Origin of the sequence: Streptomyces wedmorensis, from assembly GCF_000716445.1 — a bacterium.
Lineage (GTDB): Bacteria > Actinomycetota > Actinomycetes > Streptomycetales > Streptomycetaceae > Streptomyces > Streptomyces wedmorensis.
Map to the genome: position 1 here is coordinate 1 of NZ_JNWK01000080.1, position 14441 is coordinate 14441.

Here is a 14441-nt window from a genome sequence, read left to right on the forward strand (position 1 = left end):
ACACCGACCCCAAGCCCTACATATGGACCAAGACCGCAGACGAGATCCTCGAACGCCTCGCCTCATATCTGAACAGAATTCCTGACTCAGAAGACTAGCCGACCCCGGCGTCCGCCACGAGCAGGGGATCGTGCGGGGTGCGAGCCGGTGGGACGCGGCCGGCGCGTCCGCCTGGACCGCGCCCAGAGTGTCGCCGTCCGCGGGGACCGCCCTCCGCCGCCGGTCACCGGCGGACCCTGGTGCCCCTCCCGTCACGCGCCGGTGCGCGCTCGGGGGCCGTCTCGCCGTCCAGGGCGATGACCACCGGTAGGGCCGGCTCGCTGTCCCACACGGTGATGGCGACCAGCCCGCCCTCCAGCCGCAGTTCCAGCAGAACGGGTCCGGGGGCGTGCTCGTAGGCGTTGGTGACCAGCTCGCTGGTGACGAGCCGGGCGGCCTCCACCGCGCGGGGCGGCACGGATCGGCCGCGCCGCGCGAGACCCTGCAGGAAGTCCACGGTGAGGCGACGGGCCCGGGAGGGCGAGAGGCCGCCCCGGACGAAGGCGTCGGTGATGTGCGCGTCGTCGGTCTTCCGCATCGTTCGCTCTCCGTTCGCACGGCCGGGTCTTTCGGAGCTCCGGGGGCGTCCTGCCCGCAGGTTGTCCTTGTGCCCCGATATCTCCGCTTATTGCCCTGCGGGGCGATCGCATGCGCCCCCCGCTCTCGCCTCTGCCCTCGCCCCCGCTCTCCTGTCCGCTCGCCTCCGCGTGCGGCCCCGGCCCGTCCTGGACGCCCGGTTTGCCTTCCTGGGTGAGGGGCACGCGGACCTCCATGAGTCCTGGGCCCCCGAAGGGCCGGGACGGAAGAGCTCGACTCCGAGAGAGAACGCGGAAGGGTGAGAACCGATGTCGATCGGAATCGTCCTGGTCGTCGTCGCGGCCGTCGTCGTGGTCGGGTTCGCCGCCGGTGTGGCGGTGGACCGCCGGCGGCGATCGCGACTGCGCGACCGCTTCGGGCCCGAGTACGGACGGGCCGTCGAGGCGACCGGCAGCAGACGGGCCGCGGAGCAGGAACTGGAGGCCCGCGAAAGCCGCTTCGCCGACCTGGAGATCAAGCCGGTGCCCGGTGAGGTGCGGGAGCAGTACGCGCGGCGGTGGATGCGCGTCCAGGAGGAGTTCGTGGACCGGCCCGAGGCCGCCATCCACGACGCCGACGAACTGGTGGCGGCCCTGATGCGCGACCGGGGTTACCCCGACGAGGGCCACGAGCAGCGGCTGCGTGACCTGTCGGTGCGGCACGGCCGCGCCCTTGAGTACTACCGGGCGGCCCTGGAGGTCCACGCGATGAGCACCCACAACGCCGCCACCACCGAACAGTTGAGGGGCGCGATGATGCACTACCGCACCCTCTTCGACGACCTGCTCGCCGACGGCGAGCCGACCGGCACCCGCCGGTCCTGACGCGGAGGCAGGAGAGATGCGACACCACGAGACGTCCGAGCGCACGACCCGGGCGCCGGGTCGACGACACCACGCGGACCCGACGGGCGAGTACCCCGAGCGGTCGGAAGGCCGCCCCGACCCGGCTGACCGCCCCGAGCCGCGGACCGGACAGGGCCGGTCCGGCCCCGGCCGTCCCGGGCCCGCGGCGACCGGAGGCGACGCGGTGCGGCAGCCGGAGCACAGCCCGGCGGTCGTACCGACCCCGCCGCGGCAGCCCGGCGTGGAGGAGGCGGACGGGCGCCGACAGGCCGCGCCCCAGGCCTCGTCCTCCGCCCCACCCACGCCGTCGGGCCCCGCGACCGGTTCGGCGGTCCCGGGCAGCCCGGCGGTCGTACCGACCCCGCCCCGGCACGACCAGCCTCAGCAGGGCGCGTCGCAGCAGGGTCGGCCCCAACAGGGCCGGCCCCGATACGACCAGTTCCCGCAGGGCGGGCCGCAGCCCGGCCGGCCTGGGCACGACCAGTCCGGGCCCGACGGCCCCGGGGGCCCGCCGTCCACGCCCGCGGCGTCCCCGCAGGTCCCGGCTCAGAAGACGCCTCCCGCGTACCCGTCGGCCATGCCCCGGACACCGCCCCTGCCCTCCGCGCCCCCGGGCCCGGCACCCGCGGCCCACGGCGGTCACGCCCGGCACGCCGCCCCCGCCCCGCAGGAGCGGTCGCAGGGACCGGGCGACGAACGCGTCGCGCGACCCGGCGCCGCCGGAGCGGACGGGGAGGGGATCCCCGATCTGCTCGGCCCGGCCGAGGAAGGGGAGTTCCGTCGCCGCTGGCACGAGGTCCAGGGCCGGTTCGTCGACGACCCCCGCCAGGCGGTCCACGCGGCCGACGTCCTCGTCGGGGACGTGATGAGGACCCTGGCGGACACCTTCGCCCGGCACCGGCACACCCTGGAGGGGCAGTGGAGCCAGGGGCTGGAGGCCGACACCGAGAGCCTGCGCCTCGCGCTCTGCCAGTACCGCGCCCTGTTCCAGCGCCTGTTGTCCACCTGACGCCCGGGGGTCCCCCGGTTCCCGTGCCCGGCGGTGCGATCGGCCTCGCGGCCCGCACCGCCGGGCCGGCGGCATGTCCGGCACCCGCGTCGCCCGCAGGCGCTCCTCTCCGACGATCCTGGCCGTACGGCGCCTTCGCGCGGCGGTGTTGTACGCGCCGCGCACGCGCCGTACGCACGCCGACGCCCCGCGCGGTACCTCGCGCGGGGCGTCGGCGGTCCGGCTGTGAAGGCCGGGTGAGCAGGCGTCAGCGGTGGCGCAGCCTGCCGAACAGGCGGCGTGCCTGGGCGCGCCTGCGCGGGTCGGCCGCGGCGCGGCGAAGGGACTCCGCCGCGCCACGGCCCTGGGGGCTGCGGGCGAATCGCTTGATGCGGTCCAGCAGTGCGGTCATGGGATTCTCCTCCGATGTCGAACGCGCGGGACGGTTCCCGAAAGGGCGCCCCCTACCGGAAGAACGCGGGGAGGAGACAGACGAACCGCCTCCCGTCCCGGCCTCCGGCAACGCCCCCGCCTTCCTTCCGTGTCCTGGCACTCCGTGTTGCCCCAAGCGGCCGTCTCACACTTCAAAATTCCTGATGAGTCGTCAGGCGCGGTTTTTCGGAGAGTCGTTCGCGTGCGGGAGCGGCGACGTCGGTGCGCCCGTCCGGGCCCGTCCGCCGCCCCGTCCCGGGGCGGGGGCGCCGCCTCGCCCGCGCTGGCGCGCTGCCCAGTGAGCGTCGGTCCGGTGGGCGCCCGCCGGCCGGAACGGCTTCACCGCCACGGGCGCCGCAGCCGCAGGTCCAGCGCCTCGAACACGTCCGCCGCGCCGCCCCGGCCCAGGAGACGGTCGGGCCGGTAGCGCCTGGCGACGGTACGGGCCGTCCATGTGACGTCCGGATGTGCGGGCCTCGCTCGGACCTGCATCGGGGCTCCCGGGGAGTGCGGCCGGCCCTCTGCCGACGGGCCGGGAGTCGGGTGCCTCGCCCGCCGGTGCGTGTGCGGGCCCGCGGCTGAACGCGTGCCCCGCCCGTCCATGAACATCCCCTGGAAGACGGCGAATCGGCGATTCCGGCGTGCTCCCGGGGCCGGGAGGTACCCGGTCCGAACGTCTCCGAGGACGGCGGAATGATCCCCGGAGGCCCGGGTACGCGGACGCTGTCCAACCCGCAGGGGAGGAGCAACCAACCATGGGTCTGGGACTGTTCATCATCATGATCGCCGTCGGCGCCATCCTCACGTTCGCGTCCGACTGGGAGCTCGCAGCGGTCGACCTCGATCTGGTCGGCCTGATCCTGATGGGCGTCGGCCTGCTCGGGACCGCCGTCTACACCAGCGTTCTGCGCCGCCGCCGGATGGTGGTCCCGCCGGTGGCGCCCACGGTCACCGACGACCGTCGTGACCTGCTCTGAGGCGGCCCGCACGTCCGGCGCCGCGACCTGCACGAACACAGCGACAGAGGAGTGACAGCGATGACCGACCATCTGTGGTCCTTCAGCACCGAGTCCGGCCACCTGGCGGGTACCGACCTCACCGGGTGGCGCGTCGAGGCCTCCGACGGGCACATCGGCAAGGTGGACAAGCACTCCGACGAGGTGGACGACTCCTACCTGGTCGTCGACACGGGCGTCTGGATCTTCGGCAAGGAGGTGCTGATCCCGGCGCGGGCGGTGACCAGCGTCGACCTGGAGGAGCAGACCCTCCACCTCGCCCTGTCGAAGGAACAGGTGAAGGACTCGCCCGAGTTCGTCTCCGACAAGCACCTCGCGGACCGCCAGTACCGCGAGGAGATCGGCCAGTACTACCGCACGTCCTGGCCCTTCCCGGGAGGCGTGGGCGGCCTCTGACGGGCCGTCGGTCCACCCCGGCCCGCGCAGCGCAGCGGCACGTCCCCGACGGGAGACGATCCCCGTACGAGAGAAAGGTGTCGCCATGTCCAAGTCCGAGGATCCGGCGCCGGCGCGCCCTTGGCAGGGGTGACAGGAGTCGAGCCTGCGGCATCCGGTTCTGGAGACCGGCGCTCTGGCCGGCTGAGCTACGCCCCCTCGGTGTGCGGGAAGCGCGCCAGGCCGACGGGAGGCGGCGCCACCGGATATCGCGGCGGGGGATCGGACGACACCGCGCGCCCGGTACCTGCCGGGTCGACCGTGGATCGGACGACACCGCGCGCCCGGTACCTGCCGGGTCGACCGTGGATCGGACGACCGCCTCCCCGGGGCGTAGCCGGTCTCCCGGCCGGCGACGACCGCCGCCCGGGAACGTCCTTCGGCGGCTGCTTCAACTCGATCTCCGCGGACGCCGGCGGGGCGGAGCCCGCGTCGACGCCCTCGTGTTCGCCGCCGGCCGGGCGGGCGTCGGACCGGCTCGCCCGGAGATCGGAGACGTCGACCGTGGCGCCCGCGCCGATCACCCGGGTCCGCCGGTCGGTGACGGGCACGACGACGTCGTCGTACGCGTGGACGTGGCGGCCGGTGGACCGGCCGGTTCGAAGTCCCAGCGGGTCACCCCGGCCCGCCCCGGGTGAAACCGGACCGGGTGGCATGGATCCCGGTCGGCGGGGCATGCGGGTGTCGAGCGATGGGACACGCTCACGCCGGACGATCCACGGTTCCCCCCCTTGCCGTGGGTCGGCGGCACCCGCGAGCGGCCCGCACCCCGTGGAGGTGCGGGCCGCTCGCATGCCGCCCGAGCCGCCGCCCCGAGCCGCCGCCCCGAGCCCGCGCCCCGGGACGAGGTGCCCCGGCGGGCCGGACCGCCGAGCGGTCTCGCCGCATTCTCGGGGTTTGACCCCGGGAAGAGCGGCAAGCCGAACTGGTATGCACCGGAACCAGGGTGACGGACAGTCGACCCGCGGAACCCACCCAGGAGGCGCTCGTGTCGAAGCCGACCCGAGTCCTCGTCCGGGTGGCGCCGTGCGCCGTGCCGGTGGGACCGACCCGGCCCCGCCGCCTCGCCCGCCCCTCCGGTGGACCGTCGGGACCGGGGACGGCGCCCCGGTCCGCCCGCCCCGTCGCCCGCCCAGCCCTCCGGTGACACCGCCGTCGCGCCCGCCGGAGGCCGCAGTCCCGTCCGAGAACCCCAGTGCCTTGGGCCGGAGCGGGGGGAACCGCACGTACGCTCCCGCCGTGACCCCCGGCGCACCGCGCGGACGAGACGGGCAGGAGGGCTGAACGGGCGGGCCGACGGTCCTGTCGCCGGTGACCGCGGGCGGCTGCCCGGCGACGGCGGGAACGCCCGTCGCGGACGGTGGCCGCGCCACGCGCCCCCGCGAACGGCCGGTACGCCGCGGTCCTGACTCCGCACCGTGCGCGCCGGACGGAAGCCCCCACGCTCGACGGGGGCTTCCGCCGTGCCGGCCTCGCTCCGGGGAGCCGCACGTCCGCGCCGTGCCCCCGAGACCCGGCGCGCGCTTCAGAGGAGGATCGTCATGAACGAACGAAACGGCGGTACGTCTGAGGACGGGCCGAGGGAGGCGCGGCACGGCGGGAAGACACAGGAGCCGGACAGCGGCACCGGTGCCGGCACCGGCAGGCACGACGGGCGCGGCGAGACGGAGGAGGAGCGCGCGGACCGGCGCTGGCAGGAACTCCTCCAGGAGATCCGGGTCGCCCAGACCGGCGTCCAGATCCTCCTCGGCTTCCTTCTCACCGTGGTGTTCACCCCGCTCTTCCACGACCTGGGGCAGACCGACAAGACGATCTACCTGGTCACGGTCGTCCTCGGGTCGCTGGCGACGGGCGCGCTGATCGGCCCGGTCTCCTTCCATCGGATCGTGTCGGGGCGGCGGGTCAAGTCCCAGGCCGTCGTCTGGGCCTCCCGGCTCACCTTCACCGGCATCCTGCTGCTGCTCGCGACGCTGACGGCCGCCCTGTTCCTCATCCTGCGGGTGGCGACGCACGACCCGTACGTGCCCTGGCTGGTCTCCGGCGTCCTCGCCTGGTATCTGATCTGCTGGTTCGCCCTGCCCCTGTGGGTCCGCACCCACTACGCCGACTGAAGCCGACCGGAGCCGACCGGAGCCGACCCGGGAAGGCCCCCCGACCCGGGGCGCGTACCGGGGGCCCGGGTCCACCAGGTTTAGCGTGCGGGAGTCCGGCGAGACGGTGCCCATGAGTGCTTCTGAGAACAGCGAACGGAACCGGTTTCCCTGGACCGGCCCCTACGTCGTCCCGGACTACCCCGACCTGACGCGGGCGGACGCCCCTGACGTGGACGAGGGGTACGTGCCGGCCGCCCTCGGGGAGCCGGGCTTCCTGCCGGTGCCGTTCGCCGAGAAGGCCCGCGCGGCCGCGTACGTGGCCCGGGGCGCCGGGAGCGACCTGTGGGCCGCCGCGCGTGCGCACCGGACCGTGACGGCCGGTGCCGTCGCCGGCACGGCGGCCGCGCTCGCCCTCGCGTACGGGTGGGGGCACCGGGCCGGGCGCCTGGTCGCGCGGCGCGACCTCGGCCCGGTGGCCCTGTTCTTCGAACGCCGCGGCTGAGCGGGCGGCGCTTCCCGCCCCCGTAGGAGGCCGGTGCGCATGTGTACGCCGTCCGGCCGTCCCTTCATTTTCCCGTCACCGTCCCGACGGAGGTCGATTCGCATGGTCCCCCTGCTTCTCGTACTGCTGCTCGTCCTGCTCCTCTTCGGCGCCGGCTTCGCCGTCAAGGCGCTCTGGTGGATCGCCGTCATCGTGCTCGTCCTGTGGCTGCTCGGCTTCGTGGCCCGGCCGAAGGGCGGCACGGGGCGCTGGTACCGCTGGTAGGCGGCCCCGCGGCGCGCGCCCGCCCGTGGCGTGACCGAGCCCGGCACCTTCGTCGGAAGGTGCCGGGCTCGGCCGTGTGCTCAGGTGCTCAGCACCGAGTCGTCCTCGGGGCGCGCGCCCGGCAGGCGATGGCGGGCCGCGATCAGCGCCGCGTCCACGTCACGCGTACCGGTGGAGACGCACAGCGTGTAGGCGAAGTCGTCCATGCGCCGCCGTACCTCTTCGCCGCCGTTCTCGGCCTGGAGCACTTTGAGCGTCTCGTACTGCTCGATGAGATCGCGCAGGACCGCGGGGTGGGCCATCAGCACGTACTGCTCCCCTCGTCGTCGGGGCGGGGACCGCCCGGTTCGCCGCGCGTGTACCCCGGTCGCGGCGTCGTATGCCCTTCGCCCGGGGCCGGAGAGGACGGGTTCCGGCCGGATGGCCCGGCACCGCCCTCCTCTTGTCGATCACGGAGGGGTAGTGTCGTCATGATTGCCGTACGGCAACGATCGCGGCAGTCGGAGCCGTCCCGGGGGGAGCGGACGTCCGGCGCGCGGCGTGTGCCGCACGGTCCGTGTGCGCAAGCTTGGTGGGGAACGAGGATGGGGCATGTCTGAGACGACGACCAGGAGCTCCTCCGGCCGGGAGCACCCCGGACCGGCCGCGGTGGGCGAGCCTGAACTCCGTCAGCTGCTGGCAGGGCTCACGGCCGTGCGGGACGGCGACTTCGGCACCCGTCTGCCCGACGAGGCGCACGGGCTGATGGGCGAGATCTCCCGGGTGTTCAACGGGATGGTCGACCAGCTGTCCCTGTTCACCTCCGAGGTGACGCGGGTGGCGCGCGAGGTCGGCACGGAAGGGACGCTCGGCGGGCAGGCCGCCGTGCCCGGTGTCTCCGGCACCTGGGCCGACCTGACCGACTCGGTGAACGCGATGGCCGGCAACCTCACCACCCAGGTCCGTGACATCGCCCATGTGGCGACGGCCGTCGCCAAGGGCGACCTCTCCCAGAAGATCGACGTGGACGCGCGCGGCGAGATCCTGGAGCTGAAGAACACCATCAACACCATGGTCGACCAGCTCTCGGCCTTCGCCGACGAGGTCACGCGCATGGCCCGCGACGTGGGCACCGAGGGCATCCTCGGGGGACAGGCCGACGTGAAGGGCGTCTCCGGTACCTGGCGCGACCTGACCGACTCCGTCAACTCGATGGCGGGGAACCTCACCGCGCAGGTGCGGGCGATCGCCCACGTCGCCACCGCCGTCGCGGGCGGCGACCTGTCGAAGAAGGTCGACGTGGACGCCCGGGGCGAGATCCTGGAGCTGAAGACGACCATCAACACGATGGTCGACCAGCTCTCGGCCTTCGCGGACGAGGTGACCCGGGTCGCCCGCGAGGTCGGCACCGAGGGCAACCTCGGCGGCCAGGCCACCGTCGGGGGCGCCTCGGGCACCTGGAAGGACCTGACCGACAACGTCAACGTGATGGCCTCCAACCTCACCGGGCAGGTGCGCTCGATCGCCCAGGTCGCCACCGCCGTGGCCCGCGGCGACCTCTCCCGCCGGATCACCGTGGAGGCCAAGGGCGAGGTCGCCGCCCTCGCCGACACCATCAACACCATGGTGGACACCCTGTCCGCCTTCGCGGACGAGGTGACCCGGGTCGCCCGCGAGGTCGGCACCGAGGGCCGGCTCGGCGGCCAGGCCAGGGTGCCGAACGTGGCCGGTACCTGGAAGGACCTCACCGACAACGTCAACTCCATGGCGAACAACCTGACCGGACAGGTCCGGAACATCGCCCAGGTCACGACCGCCGTCGCCAACGGCGACCTGTCGAAGAAGATCGACGTCGACGCCCGGGGCGAGATCCTGGAGCTGAAGACGACCATCAACACGATGGTCGACCAGCTGTCCTCGTTCGCGGCCGAGGTGACCCGCGTGGCCCGCGAGGTCGGCAGCGAGGGCCGGCTCGGCGGTCAGGCCGAGGTCGAGGGGGTTTCCGGTACCTGGAAGCGGCTGACCGAGAACGTCAACGAGCTGGCGGGCAACCTCACCCGCCAGGTTCGCGCCATCGCCGAGGTCGCGAGCGCCGTCGCCGAGGGCGACCTCACCCGCTCGATCACCGTCGAGGCGTCGGGTGAGGTGGCCGAGCTCAAGGACAACATCAACGCCATGGTCGGCTCGCTGCGCGAGACGACGCGGGCCAACCAGGAGCAGGACTGGCTCAAGTCCAGTCTGGCCCGGATGTCCGCGCTGATGCAGGGCCACCGCGACCTGGCCGTCGTCGCCGAACTCGTCATGGACGAGCTGACCCCGCTCGTGGCCGCCCAGTACGGCGCGTTCTACCTCGCCGAGGAGGGCGCCGACGGCGTCGAGCTGGGCCTCGTCGGCTCCTACGGACGCCCCGCCGGTGACCAGGACCGGGGCCGCTTCCGGCTGGGCGAGTCGCTCGTCGGACAGGCCGCCCGCAGCCGCCGCACCATCGCCGCCGAGCACGTCCCCGCCGACTACGTCACGATCTCCTCGGGCCTCGGCAGCACGTCCCGGGGCAGCCTCGTGGTGCTGCCGGTCGTCGTCGAGGAGCAGGTGCTCGGCGTCATCGAGCTGATGTCCTTCAGCCCCTTCACCTCCGTGCACCGGGACTTCCTGGAACAGCTCATGGAGACCGTCGGCGTCAACCTGAGCACCATCGTCGCCAACGCCCGCACCGACGAACTGCTGGACGAGTCCCAGCGTCTGGCCGGCGAACTCCGCTCGCGCACCGAGGAACTCCAGGTGCGGCAGGAGGAACTCCAGCGCTCCAACGCCGAGCTGGAGGAGAAGGCGGCCCTGCTCGCCACGCAGAACCGCGACATCGAGGCCAAGAACCTCCAGATCGAGCAGGCCCGGCAGGAGCTGGAGGACCGCGCCCAGCAGCTCGCCCTGGCTTCCACGTACAAGTCGGAGTTCCTGGCCAACATGAGCCACGAACTGCGCACCCCGCTCAACAGCCTGCTGATCCTGGCCCAGCTGCTGGCCCAGAACCCGACCCGCAACCTCACGGCCAAGCAGGTCGAGTACGCCGGCATCATCCACTCGGCCGGATCCGACCTGCTCCAGCTGATCAACGACATTCTCGACCTCTCCAAGGTGGAGGCCGGGAAGATGGACCTCAACCCGGAGCGCGTGCCCCTGCGCAGGCTCCTCGACTACGTCGAGGCCACGTTCCGCCCCCTCACCTCGCAGAAGAGCCTCGCCTTCGCGGTCTCCACGGCCGCCGGCGTCCCCGTCGACCTCGTCACCGACGACACGCGGCTCCGGCAGGTGCTGCGCAACCTGCTGTCGAACGCCGTCAAGTTCACCGAGCACGGCAGCGTCGAGCTGCGCATCGAACCGGCCTCGGACGGCGAGCTGCCCGTGTCCGTGCACCGCGGCGGCCCCGTCGTCGCCTTCCGCGTCGCCGACACCGGCATCGGCATCGCCCCCGAGAACCTGGAGGCCATCTTCGGCGCCTTCCAGCAGGCCGACGGGACGACCAACCGCAAGTACGGCGGCACCGGCCTGGGCCTCTCCATCAGCCGCGAGATCGCGCATCTGCTCGGCGGCGCCCTCACCGTCACGAGCGTGCCCGGCGAGGGCAGCACCTTCACCCTCTACCTCCCCGTCACCCGCACCGACTTCACCGAGCAGCCCGACCCCGCCGCCCCGTCGGCGGACCCCTCCGCGGTGCTCACCGCCCAGGCCCCGGCCCGGGGCGGCGCGCTCGCGCTGCCCGGCGCCCCGACCGCCCGGCCGACCCGGCGCCTCCTCGTGATCGAGGAGCGTCCGCGCGGGCTCCTCGCCGTCGTCGCCGAGAACGCGGTCACCCAACTCGCGGCCGACGGCGGGGACACGGGCCGGGCGGACATCGAACTGATCGCGGTCGTCGGCCCCCAGGAGGCCGCCTCCGCGCTCGCCACCCAGCCGTTCCACTGCGTCGTGCTCGACGTCGACATGGCGGAGGGCGACGCCCTGCGCTTCCTGGACGCCATGGACGGTGACGAGGCGCTGCGCACCGTCCCCGTCCTCGCCCACAACAACCGCCGGCTCCCCGCCGACGAGGAGGGCGCCCTCCAGGACCTCGCCGGCCGCCGTCCGCTGGAACTCCTCTCCAGCCTCGACGAGCTGCGCGAGCGGATCGCCCTCCACCTCTCCGCGGAGCAGCCCGGCGACGTCGTCCCCCTGGTGCGCGGCGACCACTGGGCGCCCGCGCCCCAGGCCATCGACACCACCCTGCGCGGCAGGACCGTCCTCGCCGTCGACGACGACGCCCGCAACCTGTACGCCCTCAGCGGCATCCTGGAGCTGCACGGCATCACCGTGCTGCACGCCGAGAACGGGCGGAAGGGGATCGAGACGCTCCTGGCGAACCCGGCCGTCGCCCTCGTCCTGATGGACGTGATGATGCCGGAGATGGACGGCTACACGGCGACCGCGCGGATCAGGGAGCTGCCGCAGTACGCGGACCTGCCCGTGATCGCCGTCACCGCGAAGGCCATGCCCGGCGACCGGGAGAAGAGCCTCGCGTCCGGGGCCAGCGACTACGTCACCAAGCCCGTCGACGCCGACGAACTCATCGCCTGCGTCAGCCGCTGGCTCGACGGCGAGGCGGCCTCGTGACCGTTCCCGCGGGACCGCCCCGCGCTCCCCGCCCGGCCCCGGAGCGCCGGACCGGCGCACCCGGGCCCCGTCCGCACGGCGGCCCCGGGGCCGCCCCGACCGAGGAGTCGTCGACGTGAGCGGCCGCCGCTTCCCGGGCGGAGACCCGTCCGTCGGCCTCCCCGAGACAGGCGCCGCCGCGCCCCCGACCCCCGGCACCGCCGTCCCGTACCCCGCCGACGGCGCGTCGGCCGACGCGTCCGCCGACGGCCGACTGGCCGCCACGGTGGAACGGCTGCGCGGCGAGGTGCGCGCCGCGCACGCGGCGGCCGAGGGCCGCGCCCTGATCGAACTCGCCAAGGGGGTCATCGTCGAGCGCCTGGGCTGCGGCCCCGCCCAGGCGGCCCGCCAGCTCGCGGAGCTCGCCGACCGGGCCGGACTGTCCCGGCTGGAGCTGGCCGCGGACATCATCAACCAGGCGGCCCGGGACCGGATGGCCGAGGCGGCGGACGAGTTCGTGAGAACGGCCATCGGTGAGCCCCCCGCCACCGCCACCGCCCCTGCCGCCTCGGTCGCCGTGCGGCTGCGTACGGCGGAGAGCGCGGCGCTCAGCGCCGGCGACACCCAGGCCGTCGCCGAGTCGCTGCTCCGGCACGCCCTCGAACCCCTGGGCGCCGTCGCCGTGGCGATCTGGACCACCGGCCCGGACACCTCGCTGAGCCTGCGCGGCCACGCCGGCTTCGGCCTCGACGAGGCGGCCCGCTGGCACTACGTGCCGCCGGGGGTGACCACCGCGGCCCGCCAGGCGCTCATCGGGCGCCGCACCGTCCGATACGCCTCCCTGGCGGCCGCGGGCGTCCCCTCGATCGGCCGCGCGCGCCATCCCGACGGCGGCCGGGTCGTCGTCCCCGCCGGGACCGGCGGCCGCATCCACGGCGTCCTGGAGATCTGCTGGGCCCGTCCGCTCGACCCCCTGCCGCAGGCCGTGGAGCGCCAGATCGAGGCCCTGGCCGAGCTCTGTGCCCACACCCTGGAGGCGCTGCCCGAGGCGTCCCCCGGCGGCTTCCCCGTCCCCGGCGGCTTCCCGGTACCCGGCGGGGACGGGGCGCCGGCGCTGGCCGAACTCTCGGACGGGCTCTACGATCCCGCCCTCGTCCTCACCCCCCACCTGGGCGAGGCGGGGGAGCTCGTCGACTTCCGCATCCGGCACGCCAACGCGCACTTCCGGGATCCGGCCGGACGGCCCCGCGGCTCCGTCGACGGCGCCCTGCTCCTGGAGGCGTACCCGGCGACGGCGGGCGGCAGCGAACTCTTCGAACGGATCGAGCGGGTCTACGCCACGGGAGAGCCGTTCCGCGCCCGCCGGGTCCGGCTCACGGCCCTGGTGGATCAGGTGCCGCTCGCCTCGCTCGCCGACATCAGCATCAGCCGGTACGGCGCGAGCGTCCTGCTCATCTGGCGCGTCGAGGACGAGTCGGCCCGCCTCGCCAGCCTCCTCCAGCATGCCCAGCGCCTCGGCCGGGTCGGCGCCTTCGAGGAGGACGTCGTCGCCGGGGACATCACCTGGCACGGCCAGCTGTACGAGCTCTTCGGCCGCAGGCCGACGGAGCCGCCGGTCGCCCTGCGCGACCTCGCCGCCCACGCCCACCCCGACGACGCCGACACCATCCGCCGCTTCCTGCAGAAGGTGCTGTACCAGCGGCGGGTGGGTTCCACCGCCTTCCGCATGCTCCGCCACGACGGCGTCACGCGGCACATCCGGGTGACCGCCGAACCCGCCCTGGGCACCGACGGCGGTCTCCAGGCCGTCCGGGGCGCCTACCAGGACATCTCGGCGCAGCACTGGACCGAGGTCGCCCTCACGGCCACCCGCGACCGGCTGGCGGCGACGGAGGAGGCGGCCGAGGAACGCAACCGGCTCACCCTCCAGCTCCAGCACGCCATCATGCCGCCGGCCAAGCCGCCGCTCGACGCGCCGGGCCTCGACGTCGCCGTGCGCTACCGTCCCGCCGAGTCCGAGTCCCTGGTCGGCGGCGACTGGTACGACGCGGTCGTGCTGCCGTCCAAGAAGGTGCTCCTGTGCGTCGGGGACGTCGCCGGCCACGGCGTGGAGGCCGCCACCGGCATGGTGGTGCTGCGCAACGCCCTCCGCGGCCTCGCCGTCACGGGCGCGGGCCCGGGGCAGCTGCTGTCCTGGCTCAACAGCGTCGCCCACCACCTCACCGCCCAGGTCACGGCCACCGCCGTGTGCGGCATCTACGACCCCGCGAGCCGCACGCTGCGCTGGGCCCGCGCGGGACACCTCCCGCCCGTGCTGGTGCGCGGGGACGACGCGGTCGACCTGCCGCTCCTGCGCGGGCTGCTGCTGGGGGCCCTCGCGGAGGCCGAGTACGAGGAGACGGAGCTGCGGCTCGAACCCGGCGACACGGTGCTGATGTACACCGACGGGCTCGTCGAGCGGCGGGACACCGCCGTCCACGACTCCGTCGCCCAGCTGCTCACCGTCGCCCGGCAGCCGTCCGACAGCCTCGAACACCGGCTGGACCAGCTGCTGGCGCGCAGCAAGTCGGACACGGACGACGACACGTGCGTGGTCGGTGTCCAGGTGTCATGACCCCCTCCGTCCGCCCCAAGACCGGTCCCAACCCCCCA

General features: G+C 74.1%; 13 protein-coding genes and 1 tRNA gene. 9 read left to right on the top strand and 5 right to left on the bottom strand.

The window, feature by feature from the left end; all coding sequences use genetic code 11:
* Positions 1 to 223 precede the first annotated feature (223 nt).
* On the bottom strand, positions 224 to 577 hold the full coding sequence (locus tag OO54_RS37525; protein WP_033211468.1) for an ATP-binding protein: 354 nt from the start codon (positions 575 to 577) through the stop codon (positions 224 to 226).
* Positions 578 to 884: 307 nt separating this feature from the next.
* Between OO54_RS37525 and OO54_RS37530 the strand changes: the two genes are divergently transcribed.
* Both OO54_RS37530 and OO54_RS42765 read left to right on the top strand, forming a co-directional pair.
* The gene (locus tag OO54_RS37530) at positions 885 to 1439 is read left to right on the top strand and encodes a hypothetical protein (RefSeq protein ID WP_033211469.1); all 555 of its coding nucleotides are present in this window, start codon (positions 885 to 887) and stop codon (positions 1437 to 1439) included.
* A 16-nt stretch (positions 1440 to 1455) separates the two neighbouring features.
* Positions 1456 to 2469, top strand: coding sequence for a hypothetical protein (locus OO54_RS42765; protein WP_051787716.1), 1014 nt, complete (start codon positions 1456 to 1458; stop codon positions 2467 to 2469).
* Between the two features lie 247 nt (positions 2470 to 2716).
* Here the strand turns inward: OO54_RS42765 and OO54_RS46575 are convergent, their stop codons facing one another.
* Both OO54_RS46575 and OO54_RS44450 read right to left on the bottom strand, forming a co-directional pair.
* The gene (locus OO54_RS46575) at positions 2717 to 2860 is read right to left on the bottom strand and encodes a hypothetical protein (protein WP_017240744.1); all 144 of its coding nucleotides are present in this window, start codon (positions 2858 to 2860) and stop codon (positions 2717 to 2719) included.
* A 359-nt stretch (positions 2861 to 3219) separates the two neighbouring features.
* A complete protein-coding gene (locus OO54_RS44450; protein WP_200146589.1) occupies positions 3220 to 3372 on the bottom strand; it encodes a hypothetical protein in 153 nt (50 codons plus the stop codon).
* 263 nt (positions 3373 to 3635) lie between these two features.
* On the opposite strand from OO54_RS44450, the gene OO54_RS37540 reads away from it, so the two are divergent.
* Complete coding sequence (locus OO54_RS37540; protein WP_026058471.1) at positions 3636 to 3857, top strand: DUF6458 family protein; 222 nt, start codon at positions 3636 to 3638, stop codon at positions 3855 to 3857.
* 60 nt (positions 3858 to 3917) lie between these two features.
* The gene (locus OO54_RS37545) at positions 3918 to 4292 is read left to right on the top strand and encodes a ribosome maturation factor RimM (protein ID WP_033211470.1); all 375 of its coding nucleotides are present in this window, start codon (positions 3918 to 3920) and stop codon (positions 4290 to 4292) included.
* A 121-nt stretch (positions 4293 to 4413) separates the two neighbouring features.
* Here OO54_RS37545 and OO54_RS37550 read toward each other — a convergent pair.
* Positions 4414 to 4490 (bottom strand) — tRNA-Trp (locus OO54_RS37550).
* Positions 4491 to 5872: 1382 nt separating this feature from the next.
* Between OO54_RS37550 and OO54_RS37560 the strand changes: the two genes are divergently transcribed.
* From OO54_RS37560 to OO54_RS37570, 3 genes are all read left to right on the top strand, one after another.
* Positions 5873 to 6442, top strand: a complete 570-nt coding sequence (locus OO54_RS37560; RefSeq protein WP_051787718.1) for a DUF6328 family protein — start codon at positions 5873 to 5875, stop codon at positions 6440 to 6442.
* 112 nt (positions 6443 to 6554) lie between these two features.
* Entirely contained in the window at positions 6555 to 6926 is a 372-nt protein-coding gene (locus tag OO54_RS37565) for a hypothetical protein (protein ID WP_157856587.1), read from the top strand.
* Positions 6927 to 7028: 102 nt separating this feature from the next.
* Positions 7029 to 7190: a DUF5670 family protein gene (locus OO54_RS37570; protein WP_033211473.1), complete on the top strand. Its 162-nt coding sequence runs from the start codon at positions 7029 to 7031 to the stop codon at positions 7188 to 7190.
* A gap of 80 nt (positions 7191 to 7270) precedes the next feature.
* On the opposite strand, the gene OO54_RS37575 is transcribed toward OO54_RS37570, so the two are convergent.
* The gene (locus OO54_RS37575; protein WP_033211474.1) at positions 7271 to 7498 is read right to left on the bottom strand and encodes a DUF5133 domain-containing protein; all 228 of its coding nucleotides are present in this window, start codon (positions 7496 to 7498) and stop codon (positions 7271 to 7273) included.
* A gap of 283 nt (positions 7499 to 7781) precedes the next feature.
* On the opposite strand from OO54_RS37575, the gene OO54_RS37580 reads away from it, so the two are divergent.
* Both OO54_RS37580 and OO54_RS37585 read left to right on the top strand, forming a co-directional pair.
* Positions 7782 to 11810, top strand: a complete 4029-nt coding sequence (locus tag OO54_RS37580; protein ID WP_033211475.1) for a HAMP domain-containing protein — start codon at positions 7782 to 7784, stop codon at positions 11808 to 11810.
* A 115-nt stretch (positions 11811 to 11925) separates the two neighbouring features.
* Positions 11926 to 14403, top strand: a complete 2478-nt coding sequence (locus tag OO54_RS37585; RefSeq protein WP_033211476.1) for a SpoIIE family protein phosphatase — start codon at positions 11926 to 11928, stop codon at positions 14401 to 14403.
* The last annotated feature ends 38 nt before the right edge of the window (positions 14404 to 14441 follow it).

Excerpts from the sequence above, each read along its gene's own strand:
- OO54_RS37525 (WP_033211468.1), bottom strand. The coding sequence starts at position 577 with ATGCGGAAGACCGACGACGCGCACATCACCGACGCCTTCGTCCGGGGC.
- OO54_RS37530 (WP_033211469.1), top strand. The coding sequence starts at position 885 with ATGTCGATCGGAATCGTCCTGGTCGTCGTCGCGGCCGTCGTCGTGGTC.
- OO54_RS42765 (WP_051787716.1), top strand. The coding sequence starts at position 1,456 with ATGCGACACCACGAGACGTCCGAGCGCACGACCCGGGCGCCGGGTCGA.
- OO54_RS46575 (WP_017240744.1), bottom strand. The coding sequence starts at position 2,860 with ATGACCGCACTGCTGGACCGCATCAAGCGATTCGCCCGCAGCCCCCAG.
- OO54_RS44450 (WP_200146589.1), bottom strand. The coding sequence starts at position 3,372 with ATGCAGGTCCGAGCGAGGCCCGCACATCCGGACGTCACATGGACGGCC.
- OO54_RS37540 (WP_026058471.1), top strand. The coding sequence starts at position 3,636 with ATGGGTCTGGGACTGTTCATCATCATGATCGCCGTCGGCGCCATCCTC.
- OO54_RS37545 (WP_033211470.1), top strand. The coding sequence starts at position 3,918 with ATGACCGACCATCTGTGGTCCTTCAGCACCGAGTCCGGCCACCTGGCG.
- OO54_RS37560 (WP_051787718.1), top strand. The coding sequence starts at position 5,873 with ATGAACGAACGAAACGGCGGTACGTCTGAGGACGGGCCGAGGGAGGCG.
- OO54_RS37565 (WP_157856587.1), top strand. The coding sequence starts at position 6,555 with ATGAGTGCTTCTGAGAACAGCGAACGGAACCGGTTTCCCTGGACCGGC.
- OO54_RS37570 (WP_033211473.1), top strand. The coding sequence starts at position 7,029 with ATGGTCCCCCTGCTTCTCGTACTGCTGCTCGTCCTGCTCCTCTTCGGC.
- OO54_RS37580 (WP_033211475.1), top strand. The coding sequence starts at position 7,782 with ATGTCTGAGACGACGACCAGGAGCTCCTCCGGCCGGGAGCACCCCGGA.